Origin of the sequence: Bradyrhizobium sp. SZCCHNRI1029, assembly GCF_032487555.1 — a bacterium.
Taxonomy (GTDB): domain Bacteria; phylum Pseudomonadota; class Alphaproteobacteria; order Rhizobiales; family Xanthobacteraceae; genus Bradyrhizobium.
In genome coordinates, this window is record NZ_JAUEUK010000008.1 from 38499 (window position 1) to 50517 (window position 12019).

General features: G+C 65.7%; 10 protein-coding genes. 3 read left to right on the forward strand and 7 right to left on the reverse strand.

Annotated features, from left to right (window positions below; all coding sequences use genetic code 11):
- The first annotated feature begins 94 nt into the window (after positions 1–94).
- Positions 95–1879, forward strand: a complete 1785-nt coding sequence (locus tag QW861_RS22345) for an acyl-CoA dehydrogenase family protein (protein ID WP_316193495.1) — start codon at positions 95–97, stop codon at positions 1877–1879.
- A 41-nt stretch (positions 1880–1920) separates the two neighbouring features.
- Positions 1921–3009, forward strand: coding sequence for a Zn-dependent alcohol dehydrogenase (locus tag QW861_RS22350; RefSeq protein WP_316172696.1), 1089 nt, complete (start codon positions 1921–1923; stop codon positions 3007–3009).
- A gap of 188 nt (positions 3010–3197) precedes the next feature.
- On the opposite strand, the gene QW861_RS22355 is transcribed toward QW861_RS22350, so the two are convergent.
- From QW861_RS22355 to mbfA, 3 genes are all read right to left on the reverse strand, one after another.
- Positions 3198–4667, reverse strand: a complete 1470-nt coding sequence (locus QW861_RS22355; protein ID WP_315825926.1) for an amidase — start codon at positions 4665–4667, stop codon at positions 3198–3200.
- A 78-nt stretch (positions 4668–4745) separates the two neighbouring features.
- A complete protein-coding gene (locus QW861_RS22360; RefSeq protein WP_316172695.1) occupies positions 4746–5276 on the reverse strand; it encodes a cytochrome b in 531 nt (176 codons plus the stop codon).
- Between the two features lie 78 nt (positions 5277–5354).
- Positions 5355–6326, reverse strand: coding sequence for an iron exporter MbfA (gene mbfA, locus QW861_RS22365; protein ID WP_315713729.1), 972 nt, complete (start codon positions 6324–6326; stop codon positions 5355–5357).
- 202 nt (positions 6327–6528) lie between these two features.
- Here mbfA and QW861_RS22370 point away from each other — a divergent pair, with 202 nt between their 5' ends.
- Positions 6529–7251, forward strand: coding sequence for a hypothetical protein (locus QW861_RS22370; RefSeq protein ID WP_315713730.1), 723 nt, complete (start codon positions 6529–6531; stop codon positions 7249–7251).
- Between the two features lie 73 nt (positions 7252–7324).
- Here the strand turns inward: QW861_RS22370 and QW861_RS22375 are convergent, their stop codons facing one another.
- From QW861_RS22375 to QW861_RS22390, 4 genes are all read right to left on the reverse strand, one after another.
- Positions 7325–7711: a hypothetical protein gene (locus QW861_RS22375; RefSeq protein ID WP_315713731.1), complete on the reverse strand. Its 387-nt coding sequence runs from the start codon at positions 7709–7711 to the stop codon at positions 7325–7327.
- Between the two features lie 95 nt (positions 7712–7806).
- Positions 7807–8877, reverse strand: coding sequence for an alpha/beta hydrolase (locus QW861_RS22380; protein WP_315714359.1), 1071 nt, complete (start codon positions 8875–8877; stop codon positions 7807–7809).
- A 252-nt stretch (positions 8878–9129) separates the two neighbouring features.
- Entirely contained in the window at positions 9130–10668 is a 1539-nt protein-coding gene (locus QW861_RS22385) for an acyl-CoA synthetase (RefSeq protein WP_316172694.1), read from the reverse strand.
- A 169-nt stretch (positions 10669–10837) separates the two neighbouring features.
- Positions 10838–12010, reverse strand: a complete 1173-nt coding sequence (locus QW861_RS22390; RefSeq protein WP_315825929.1) for an acetyl-CoA C-acetyltransferase — start codon at positions 12008–12010, stop codon at positions 10838–10840.
- Positions 12011–12019 lie beyond the last annotated feature (9 nt).

Below are 12019 nucleotides of genomic sequence, written 5' to 3' on the forward strand. Positions count from 1 at the left end.
CGGCGCACGCCGCTGCCTGTTGTGTATCCGATCAGGCGCAACCTGTCGAAGAGTCCATCAGAGACTTGCGGAAACGAACGAGGGCTTAACGATCATGCATCAGTTCCTGAGGCGCGATGACGTGATGACCGGCGGCGCAAGGCCGGAGCTGCTGGCGCCCGATACCACCGGGCTGAACTTCTATCGCGCCGACCCCGCGCTCGCCGATCTCCTGCGCATCCATCTGCCCGAAGCGCTGTTTCGGCACCTCGTGCCGCATCTCGACCGTCTCGGCGAGCTCGCCGGCTCCTATCTCGACGAATGCGCCCGCTTGGCTGACCGCCATGGCCCTGTGCTGCACCAGCGCGACCGCTTCGGCCGCGACGTGCAGTGGGTCGAGTACCATCCGGCCTATCGCGAGCTCGAGCGCGCCGCCTTTGGCGAGTTCGGCATTCACGCGATGTCGATCCGGAAGGGCATTCTCGGCTGGCCGACCAAGTATCCGGTCACGGCCAAGCACGCCTTCACCTTCCTGTTCAACCAGGCGGAGTTCGGGCTGGGCTGTCCGATCAACGTCACCGACGGATGCGCCAAGCTGCTGGCGAGCTTCGGCAGCGACGGGCTCAAGGCCAAGTACCTCGATGGCCTGACGCAGACCGACATGAGAAAGCTGACCCAGGGCGGCCAGTTCATGACCGAGAAGGAGGGCGGCTCCGATGTCGGCACGTTGACGACGGTCGCCGTCCCGGAGGGCGACCATTGGCGCCTGCATGGCGAGAAATGGTTCTGCTCCAATGCCGATGCGAAAGTCGTGATGCTGTTGGCGCGGCCGCAAGGTGCCGAAGCGGGAACGCGCGGCGTCGGCCTGTTCCTGATGCCGCGCTTCCTCGATGACGGCAGCCAGAACCACTATCGGATCGTGCGCCTGAAGGACAAGCTCGGAACGCGCTCGATGGCCTCGGGCGAGATCAAGCTGGAGGGCGCCGTCGCCTATGCGGTCGGGAGGCTCGATCGCGGCTTCGTGCAGATGGCCGAGATGGTCAACTCGTCGCGTCTCTCCAACGGCGTCAAGTCGACGGCGCTGATGCGGCGGGCCTGGCACGACGCAATTACGGTCGCGCGCAACCGCGTGGTGTTCGGAAAACGCATCGTCGACCTGCCGCTCGGCCGGCGGCAACTGCTGAAGATCCTGCTCGCGACCGAGCAGGCGCTGTCGCTGAGCTTCCTCACCGCCGACGCGCTCGACCGTGCCGAGGCCGGCAGCCAGGATGCCGCGGCGCTGCTGCGCATTCTGACGCCGACATTGAAATTCCGCGCCACGCGCGACGCGCGCAAGGTCTGCGGCGATGCGTTGGAGGTGCGCGGCGGGATCGGCTATGTCGAGGAGTTCGTGACCGCGCGGCTGCTGCGCGACGCCCATCTCGGCTCGATCTGGGAAGGCACCGGCAACATCGTCGCGCTCGATGCGCTGAAGCGCGCCGTGGGCCGGCACGGTGCGGAGGCCGCGCTGGCAGCCGACCTGCATGCGCGGCTCGACGACAGCGCCGTCGTGCCGCAGGCCTGGCGCGATCAGCTGCATCGACTCGTGGATCGTGCCGTGGGCTTTGCGCGCGAGGTCGCGGGACGCGCCGACAACGAGTCCGAAGCGCGCCGCGCCACCAGCCTGCTGTATCACGTGGCAAGCGCCGTCTCGACGACTTGGGAAAGCGGGCGCATCCACGCGATGCGCGGCGACGCGCGCAGGCTGTTGCTGGCGAAGCTCATCGTCGCGCACCGGCTGACGCCGTCCGATCCGTTCCGGCTCGCGGAAAATAGGATGGATGATGCCATCGCGACACTGCTGCTCGGCGAACGTACCGCTGACATGGAGGAGGTTGGCGAACTGCTGTCAGCGGCGTAGGCTTGCCGCGACCAACAACAAACAAGATCGGGAGAACGCCAATGAAAGCCGCCGTGCTGATGGAGGTCAACAAGCCGCTGGTGATCGAGGACATCAGTGTGCCCAAGCCGGGGCCGCGGGAAGTGCTGATCCGCACGGCGGTTGCCGGTCTCTGCCATTCCGACCTGCACTTCATCGAAGGCCTGTATCCGCATCCGCTGCCCGCCGTGCTCGGCCATGAATCGGCTGGGATCGTCGAGCAGGTCGGCGCCGACGTGACCTATGTGAAGCCGGGCGATCACGTCGTCACGTGCTTGTCCGTGTTCTGCGGCACCTGCGACAACTGCACCACGGGCCGCCCGGTGTTGTGCACCGATACGACGGTGAAGATGCCGCCCGGCGCCTCCAACCGGCTGTCATGGGGACGAAGCGAGAAGCTGCACCAGTTCCTCAACCTCTCGTCCTTCGCCGAGCAGATGCTGGTGCACGAGAACGCGATCGTGAAGATCCGCCCGGACATGCCGCTCGATCTCGCGGCGCTGATCGGCTGCGGCGTCATCACCGGCTATGGCGCGGTCGTCAACACGGCGCGGGTGCAGGCCGGCGAGACGGTGGCCGTGATCGGCTGCGGCGGCGTCGGCATGGCTGCGATCAACGGCGCCGAGATCGCGGGCGCGGGCCGCATCATCGCCATCGACACCAATCCGGCCAAGCTGCAGCTTGCGACGAAACTGGGCGCGACTGACATCATCAATCCCACTGAGGGCGACGTCGTGGCCCAGGTGCGCGAGCTCACCAAGGGCGGCGTGCACCACGCCTTCGAGGTGCTCGGGCGCAAGGAGACCGCCGAGCAGGCGTTCGCGATGCTGGCGCCGGGCGGCACCGCGACCATCGTCGGCATGATCCCGTTCGGCCAGAAGATCGAGCTGCACGGCTTCGACTTCCTGCGCGAGCGCCGCATCCAGGGCTCGTCGATGGGCTCGAACCACTTCCGCGTCGACATGCCCCGCCTCGTCGAGTTCTATCTGCGCGGCAAGCTGCATCTGGAGGACTGGATCTCCACCAAGCTGAAGCTGTCGGAGATCAACGAGGGCTTTGCCAACATGAAGGCAGGCAAGACGCTGCGCAGCGTGATCATGTTCGATGCGTGAGGTGGGTGGTCGGGTGTGAGGCAGGTGATGAGGTTCGGCGGGTCTGCCTATTAGTTACCCGTCATGCCCGGGCCTGACCCGGGCATCCAGCCTCTCTGCAAGATGGATGGCCGGGTCAAGCCCGGCCATGACGATGTAGGACGACGGCGGAATTTGGCGAGGCGTTGTTGAATAAGCCCGATCGCGAACTAGTTCGCGAACCGCGGCGGCGGGACGAAGCCGCCGAATTCGCGCTCGATCAGGTCGGCGAGCTTGAGCGGCGTGCGGTCCTCGAGGAACGGGCCGACGATCTGCACCCCGACCGGCAGGCCGTCGGCGAGTCCAAGCGGAATCGCGGTGGCGGGCAGTCCGGGCAAGGTGGCGATGCCCGGCCAGGCGAGCTGATCGGTGTAGCAATGCTCGACGCCGTCGATGCTGATGCGGCGCTGCTCCTGGTCGGGCGAATGGTCGTGCGGATAGGCCGGCGTTGGCATGATCGGGCAGATCACGGCATCGAATTGCTCGAACAGCGTTCGCCATTGCGCGCGCAGCCGCGCCCGCGCCCCGCCGGCCTGCACCCAGTCGCGATGGCTGAGCGCGATGCCGCGCAGCCGCTCGGCCGCGAGGCTCGCTGCCTCCTTCGGCAATTGCGCGGCCGCGTGACTGGCGCCGGCGTGGACCTCCGCCGGCATGGTGGCGCCGATGAAGCCGAGCAGCATGCGCATGTAGAGCCGGCTCGATGCGGCGAAGTCCGGCAGCAGCGGGCTGTCCGTCGTGACGCTCACGCCGGCCCGTGCGAGGTCGGCCGTCAGCCGCTCGATCGCGCCGCGCACGGCGCTGTCGGTCGGCAGCAGCGGATCGCTCGCGACCACCAGCACGCGGAAATCCGGCAGGCGACCGTGGCGCGGCGGCGGCAGGTCGAGGCGATATGCCTTGCCGGCCTCGAGCGGGTCGGGGCCTGCGATCACATCGAGCAGCAGCGACAGATCGGCGGCCGAGCGCGCCATCGGGCCGACGACGGCGAGGTCGGCCTCGCCCGGCAGCGGCTGAAACGGCGGCGGCGTATGGCCGCGCGAGGCCACCAGGCCGTAGCTCGGCTTGTGCGCGGTGACGCCGCAATGAAACGCCGGCACCCGGAGCGAGCCGCCGATATCGGAGCCGAGCGACAGCGAGCCGTAGCCCGCCGCGAGGGCCGCGGCCGATCCGCCTGACGAACCGCCCGGCGTGCGGCCGAGATCGTAGGGATTGTTGGTGGTGCCGTAGATGTCGTTGTAGCTCTGCCAGTCGCCGAGCCCGAGCGGCACGTTGGTCTTGCCGAGCACGATGCCGCCGGCGTCCTTCACGCGCGTCACCGTCAGCGCATCCTCGGCCGCGATGAAATCCCTGTGCTGCGGAAAACCCCAGGTCGTCGGCAGGCCGGCGACGTTGTAGGATTCCTTCACCGTGAGCGGAAGGCCGAGCAGGGGCCGCCGTTCGCCGCGCGCCAGCGCGGCGTCGGCGGCGTCGGCGGCAGCGAGCGCGCGCTCGAAATCGCGCACGCAGACGGCGTTGATCTCGGGGTCATGACGTTCGATGCGGTCGATGGCGAGCTTGGTCAGCTCGACCGACGAGATCTCACGATCTGCCAACGCCTTCGCCGTGTCGACGGCGGTTGCGAACGTCCATTGCGGTGCGGCCAAGGTCGATCCTCCCGGTGAGATGTTTGCCGGGAGTCCTAACCGATGCGGATGGCGATCGCTTGACCAAAATTGCGGATTCTAGCCCGGCAGCATCCGCTGCATGACACGGTCGCGATAGATGAAGACGTGCGCGAGTGCGGCGGCGACGTGAACGACGATCAGGATCAGCAGCAGCCATTCGGAGGCTTGGTGCAGCCCGTCGATGGCGCGGTTACCGGCCGGGTTGCGCGCGGCCAGCATCGGCAATGGAAACAGGTAGAAGAACGATACGCTCCAGCCGCGGAAGGAGGCGAACAGCCAGCCGGTGATGGTGCTCGCCAGCACCATCACATAGAGCATCCAGTGCACGACCTCCGAGCTCAGCCGCTGCCAGGGCGGCAGCGAGCTCTCCGGTGCGACCGGATGGGTGAGCCGCCAGACGAAGCGCACGGCGATCAATGCCAGAATGGTGAGGCCGAATGAAATGTGCAGGATCATCGGCGCGCCGGGGGGTGTATTGGCATGCAGGTCCGGCATCAGCCAGCCGATCGGATACTGGATGGCGAGCAGCGCCACCACCAGCCAGTGCAGGATCTTCGCGGGCGTGCCGTATTGCAGGCGTGGCGTCATGACGAGTTTTCCGTTGTGATCGGTCCGGCGCCATCAGCCTCGCGGCTGAGCGTTTCGCAAGACGCGGGGGTGCGGATGCTAGGCCGCTCCTATGAGAATTCCGACGCCGAGCACGATGATGCCGCCGAGCACGATCTGGAACACCGCCTGCAGGAACGGCGTGTCCATGTAGCGCGCGCGGATATAGGCGATCGCCCACAGCTCGAAGAACACGACGAGGCTCGCGATCGCGGTCGCGATCCAGAACGCGTTGGTCCAGGAGTCCGGGACGAGATAGGGCATCGTGTGCCCCAGTCCGCCGAGCGTCGTCATCGCGCCGCAGACGGCGCCGCGCAGCCACGGCGAGCCGCGGCCCGTCAGCGAGCCGTCGTCGGACAGCGCCTCGGCAAAGCCCATGCTGATGCCGGCGCCGATCGAGGCGGCAAGGCCGACCAGGAAGGTCTGAAAGTTCTGATGCGTGGCGAAGGCGGCGGCGAACAGCGGCGCCAGCGTCGAGACCGAGCCGTCCATCAGGCCGGCGAGACCGGGCTGGACATATTGCAGCACGAACACGCGCCGCCGCGTCTCGTCCTCCTTGTGCCGGACGTCCGGACTGAGGATCTTGTCGGTCAGTTTCGCCGCGACCTTCTCGTGGCCCTTCTCGGCCTCGGCGAGATCGCCGAGCAGCCGGCGCACGCCGACGTCCTTGGCCTGCTCGGCCGCCTTGGCGTAGAAGCGCTCGGCCTCGAACTCCATCGTGCCGACCTCGCGGCGGATGGCGTCGAGCGACAGGTTCTTGGTCAGCCAGATCGGCCGGCGCTGCATGAAGCCCTTGACGTTCTCGCGCCGGATCGGCGGCAGGTTCTTGCCGAAGCGCTCCTCATAGAGTTCGAGCAGCATGTGGCGGTGGCCCTTCTCCTCCTCGGCCATCTGCTCGAACAGCTTGGCTGAATCCGGATAACGTTCCGCCAGATCCTCCGCGAAGCTCATATAGATACGGCCGTCTTCCTCTTCGGCCGAGATCGCGATTGCCAGGATCTCGCGCTCGGTGAGGTCGGCGAAGTTCTTCATTCCAAGGTCCCCGGATCTCTCGCTCTCAACATTCGAGTGTTTAGAACGGTTCTAAAGTCTATATGGATTTGCCGCACCGCGGTCAAACTCCGGCCGCTGATTGGTCGCGAAACCCTTCGGTGACAGCGCATTCAAGCTCCAGTCATGGAACTGCGAGGATAGTCCGTCGTTCGCGTTCCGCTCAGCCACCTAAGGAGTTCTCATGGATAGCGTCAAATATCGGCTCAACGATCCAGGGTTGGCGCCGCGCCGCACCCGGATGGATATCCCGGGCTGGGCAGGCGAACGCCAGCCACGAGCGAATGGCTCGCATGAGCAGGTCTGGCATTGCGTACCATTCTCGGAAGGTGCGCAATATGGCATCGAGCTATTTTATCCGTACGACTTCGAGCTGCACGTCACCACGCGCGACGGCAAGCTGGAGCTGTCCGGCGACTGGGGCGAGCCGCCGAGCCCGAGCCTGCAATGGCCGCCGTTCCGCAATTTTGGCGATGCCTTCTACACCTACCAGATCCTGCTCGATCTCAAGGTGCCCAACGGCTTCGCGATCCGGACCGAGCCGCATCCGCGCTTCTATACCGACCGCAGCGATACCTGCCCGATCGCGGTGCCGGCGTTGGTGCGCAATTTCTGGCCGATGCTGTTCTTCTGCGTGTTCAAGGCGCCCGCGGAAGGGCGGACGCATATCTTCCGTCCGGGCGAGCCGTTCGCTCAGGTGATCGTGATTCCGGAGGAGGCAAACTTCACGGTCGAGCCCATGACTCCGGACGAGGCGGCCGAGCGCGAGTTGCAGTCGCGCCGCATCCACGCCAGCCGTCCGGTGCTCGCCAAGGAGACCGAATGGGTGTCGAGCACCGACACGGTGTTCGACGGCACCTACCGCCACCTGCATCGCGCGGCGAAGGACAAGGCGCGCAAGTCCTGACGCTTCCGTCTTCCTCAAACGAAAGAGCGCCGACCTCACGGTCGGCGCCCCCCGAGCTTTCACCTCTCAACGATCAGTAGCGATCGTAGTACCAGTGGTGATGGTGATGATGGTGGTGGTGATGGTAGTACCGGCGCGGCACCACATAGACCCGGGGGCCGTAGCCGTACCCATAGCCAGGACCGTAGCCATAGCCGCGCCAGTAGCCATGGTGATGGTGGTGATGATGGTGGTGGTGATGGTACCACTGCGCCAGCTGCACCTTCGGTTCGGCCTCCGGCGGCGCCTGCTCGTCGAGCGCCTGCAGCACCTTGGCCGCATTCGGGATCGGCTCGAGCAGGTCGGCGTAGGAGTTGGCCTTCAGCACGTCGCTCGGGGCCGGAGCCGCTGACGCCTGCGCCGTGCCGAGCGCGCCGACAGCGGCGACCGCGCCCAACAAGCCTGCGATCTTCTTATCCATAAATCTTCTCCTGATGCGCATTGCCCGGATGCAAAAACGTCAACCCCGAATGTTCGTTCCTCGATTCGCCTAATACGTCGGAACGGCGTCCGAAATCAGGCTGTCGATTTGTTCAGGAACGTGAACAGGAGCTCATTGACTCGTTCATGTTGCTCCTGCTGCACCCAATGTCCGGCGCGATCGATCAGCTCGCACAGGATCATGTTGGTGCACACTCGGGACTGCATCGCTTCGAACACACCGGGCCGTTGGTAGATGCCCCAGTCTTGCAGGCCGGAGATGAATGCGGACGGAACGTCGATCGTGAGATCCGACCAGGTCTGCAATTCAGCGTCGAATAGACCAGACGTGCCGCAGCGGTACCATTGCAGCCCGCCCTGGAAGCCGTTTCGTTCATATTCGGCGGTATAGACCGCGAGCTCATGGTCCGGCAGCCAGCGATTCGCCGCGATCGCCGCCGCATCCGGCATCTCCTCGGCGACGGTCTCGGCCATCGTCTTGTCGAGGTCCATGACGTAGTAGGTCGGTAGCTTGGCGAGTTCGGCCGCGTCCCAGGCCTGCAGAGGAGAAGGGGCGTTGGCCGCCCAGTCTGCGCTCTTGTGATGGTAATAGGCGCGCAGGAATTCATGCAGCCCCTGCGGGGGATGATGCATGTCCGCATTGGCCTGCCGCGTCGCGTAGTACCATTGATAGTGCTTGCGCGGACGCGGCAGCGCAGCCAGTTCGCGATGCACGGGATCCTCCTGCGCCGCGAGGGGATGGCTGGCGATGTCGAACGGTGCTGCGGGTGGCCCCGGGAACGGTGCGCTCATCATCACGACCGATCGAAAGACATCGGGGCGGATCACCGCGCACCACGCCGCGACGGGGCTGCCGAAGTCGTGGCCGACGACAGACGCGACATGGCGATGGCCGAATGCATAGACCACGCCGAGCGCATCGCGCACCAGATTGGTGAAGCGAAACGGCGCGAGATCACCGTCATAGTCGGCGCTCCACCCTGTGGTGCGGCCATAGCCGCGCTGGTCCGGCGCCAGCACGTGGTAGCCGGCGGCGGCCAGCGCCGGCATCACCTTGCGCCAGCTATAGGCCAGCTCGGGAAAGCCGTGTAGCAGCAGCACACAGGGACGGCCGGGCGTCTCGAAGCCGGCTTCGAGCACGTGCATGCGCAGGCCGTTGATGCCGTCGACGAAGCGGGACCGGATCGTGGGTGGGAGGGGAAGCGGGGGAAAGGACTGGGACATGGCGTGCACTCTCCTCGCGTCGTCCCGGCCAAGCGAGCGAAGCGAGCGCGAGCCGGGATCCATAACCACAGGCGCTCATGTGGCGCCAAGCTGGAGCTTATACCCTTCGCATCATCGGCTGCGGTGGCTATGGGTCCCGGCGCAAGGCCGGGACGACAGCTACCGTTATTGGAGCTAGGCCGCGCCCTTCTTCGGCCAGTAGCGTTCGCGCAGGTGGCGCTTGACCAGCTTGCCGGTCGGCGTGCGCGGAAGCTCCGGCTCGAAATCGATCGAGCGCGGGCACTTGATCGGCGACAGATGCTGGCGGCAGAACAGGATCAATTGCTCCTCGAACGCCTTGCCGGCGCGCGCCATGTCGTGCGGCTGCACCACCGCCTTGACCTCCTCGCCCATCTCCTCGTTCGGCACGCCGAACACGGCGACATCGGCGACGTCGGGATGCGTGATGAGGACGTCCTCGGTCTCCTGCGGGTAGATGTTCACGCCGCCGGAGATGATCATGTAGGACTTGCGGTCGGTCAGATAGAGGAAGCCGTCGGCGTCGAGATAGCCGACGTCGCCGAGCGTCGACCAGCCCTTGTCGTTGTAGGCCCGCTTCGTCTTCTCCGGATCGTTGTGATAGGAGAACACCGGCGCGTCGGCGAAGTACACCGTGCCGATCTCGCCGGTCGGCAGCTCCTCGTCATTCTCGCCGAGGATCTTGATCTTGCCGACAACGGCGCGTCCGACGCTGCCACGATGCTCCAGCCACTGCTTCGAGGTGCAGACGGTGACGCCGTTGCCTTCGGAGCCGGCATAATACTCGATCAGGATCGGACCCCACCACTCGATCATCCTGGCCTTGACGTCGACCGGGCAGGGCGCAGCGGCATGGATCGCGCCCTTCAGGGTCGACACGTCGTAGCGCTTGCGCACGTCCTCCGGCAGTTTCAGCATGCGCACGAACATGGTCGGCACAAGCTGCGACTGCGTGACCTTGTACTTTTCGACCAGCTTCAGGAAGTCTTCGGCGTCGAAATGCTCCATGATGATCGAGGTGCCACCGAGCACTGAGACCATCATGTTGAAGCGCAAGGGAGCTGCATGATAGAGCGGCGCCGGCGACAGATAGGTGCTCTCGGCGTTCATGCCGCACATGTCGGCGCACAGCACGCGCAGGAACTGGTTCGGCTGATCGATCGGATTGCCTTCGAAATCCTTCTTGATGCCCTTCGGCCGTCCGGTGGTGCCCGACGAATACAGCATGTCGTAGCCGGCGACCTGATCGGCGATCGGCGTCTTGGGCTGGGCGCCGGCCTCCTTGTCCCAGGAGCGGAAGCCGGGCTCGGGCTCGTCGATCATGAAGAACAGCGGGCCGTCCTTGGCCGTCGCGAGATCGCGCACCTGCTCGGCGCATTTCGGCGAGGTGATGAAGACCTTGGCGCCGCAATCCCTGATGATGTAGGCGATCTCGTCCTTGGTGAGATAGCGGCTGATCGCGGTGTAGTACAGGCCGGAGCGCTGCGCCGCCCAGGCGATTTCCATGAACGCCAGCCGATTCTCCATCAGGAAGGCGATATGGTCGCCGGCCTTGAGCCCCAGCGCACGGAATAGATGAGCGCCCTGGTTCGAGAGCTCGTCGAGCTCGCGATAGGTGATGGCCTTGCCGGTGCCGGCCATCTGATAGGCGATCTTGTCGGGATGGCTGCGGGCGTGAATGGAGGGGTGGGTCATGAGAGCTCACCGCTGATCAGGAACAAGGTGTCGTCCCGGCCTCGCGCCGGGACCCATAACCACAGGATCCTGTGGTGATAACGAGCTGCCGCAACAGCTCGCGCAAAACGTAGCGCGGTGGTTATGGGTCCCCGCGTTCGCGGGGACGACACCGTTGTTGTTGCGCGATCTACAGCCGCTCCACGATCGTCACATTCGCCATGCCGCCGCCTTCGCACATCGTCTGCAACCCATAGCGCTTGTTGCGGGCCTTCAGCGCATGCAGCAGCGTGGTCATCAGCTTGGTGCCGGAGCCGCCGAGCGGATGGCCGAGCGCGATCGCGCCGCCATTGACGTTGAGGCGGTTCGGATCGGCGCCGATGGTCTTCAGCCAGGCGGTCGGCACGGAAGCGAACGCCTCGTTGACCTCATAGAGATCGATCTCGTCGATCGACATGCCGGCCTTCTGCAGCGCGCGCTGCGTCGCCGGGAGCGGCGCCTCCAGCATGATGACGGGGTCGCCGCCCATCATGGTCATGTGATGGACGCGGGCCAGCGGCTTGACGCCGAGCGACTTCAGGCCGCGCTCGTTGACGACCATGACGCCGGACGCGCCGTCGCAGATCTGGCTGGCCGTGGCCGCCGTCAGCTTGCCGTTCTCGGCGATCAGCTTGACGCTCTTGATGCCGTCGAGGCTGACGTCGAAGCGGATGCCCTCGTCGATGTGGTGGGTGTCGGTCGAGCCGTCGGCACGGGTGATCTCGAGCGGGATGATCTCGTCCTTGAAGTGGCCTGCCTGCGTGGCGGCAATCGCGCGCTGATGGCTGTTATAGGCATATTCGTCGAGTTCATCCTTGGAGAGACCGTACTTCTCCGCCATCATTTCCGCGCCGGTGAACTGGCTGAACTGGATGTTCGGATAGCGGCTCTCGATGCCAGGGCTCTTGTAGTGCCCGAAGCCGTTCTTCGCCGGAAGCGTGGAGGAGAGACCCATCGGCACCCGGGTCATCGACTCCACGCCGGCGGCGATCACGACATCCATCGCGCCCGACATCACTGCCTGCGCGGCGAAATGCAGCGCCTGCTGCGACGAGCCGCACTGCCGGTCGATCGAGGTGCCCGGCACGCTCTCCGGCAGCTTCGAGGCCATCACCGCATTGCGCGCGATGTTGTTCGATTGCTCGCCGGTTTGCATCACGCAGCCCATGATCACGTCCTCGACCTGGTCCGGCGCGGCGCCGGAGCGATCGACCAGCGCGTCCAGCACCTTCGCCGCGAGGTCGGCCGGATGCCAGCCGGCCAGCCGTCCTCCCTTGCGGCCGCCGGCCGTGCGTGCGGCCGCGACGATGTAGGCTTCCGCCATGACGTATCC

What these genes read in the sequence shown, in the direction of transcription:
- QW861_RS22345 (WP_316193495.1), top strand. Translation starts at nt 95, where the DNA reads ATGCATCAGTTCCTGAGGCGCGATGACGTGATGACCGGCGGCGCAAGG.
- QW861_RS22360 (WP_316172695.1), bottom strand. Translation starts at nt 5,276, where the DNA reads ATGACGCCACGCCTGCAATACGGCACGCCCGCGAAGATCCTGCACTGG.
- QW861_RS22390 (WP_315825929.1), bottom strand. Translation starts at nt 12,010, where the DNA reads ATGGCGGAAGCCTACATCGTCGCGGCCGCACGCACGGCCGGCGGCCGC.
- QW861_RS22350 (WP_316172696.1), top strand. Translation starts at nt 1,921, where the DNA reads ATGAAAGCCGCCGTGCTGATGGAGGTCAACAAGCCGCTGGTGATCGAG.
- QW861_RS22380 (WP_315714359.1), bottom strand. Translation starts at nt 8,877, where the DNA reads ATGCACGTGCTCGAAGCCGGCTTCGAGACGCCCGGCCGTCCCTGTGTG.
- mbfA (WP_315713729.1), bottom strand. Translation starts at nt 6,326, where the DNA reads ATGAAGAACTTCGCCGACCTCACCGAGCGCGAGATCCTGGCAATCGCG.
- QW861_RS22385 (WP_316172694.1), bottom strand. Translation starts at nt 10,668, where the DNA reads ATGACCCACCCCTCCATTCACGCCCGCAGCCATCCCGACAAGATCGCC.
- QW861_RS22370 (WP_315713730.1), top strand. Translation starts at nt 6,529, where the DNA reads ATGGATAGCGTCAAATATCGGCTCAACGATCCAGGGTTGGCGCCGCGC.
- QW861_RS22375 (WP_315713731.1), bottom strand. Translation starts at nt 7,711, where the DNA reads ATGGATAAGAAGATCGCAGGCTTGTTGGGCGCGGTCGCCGCTGTCGGC.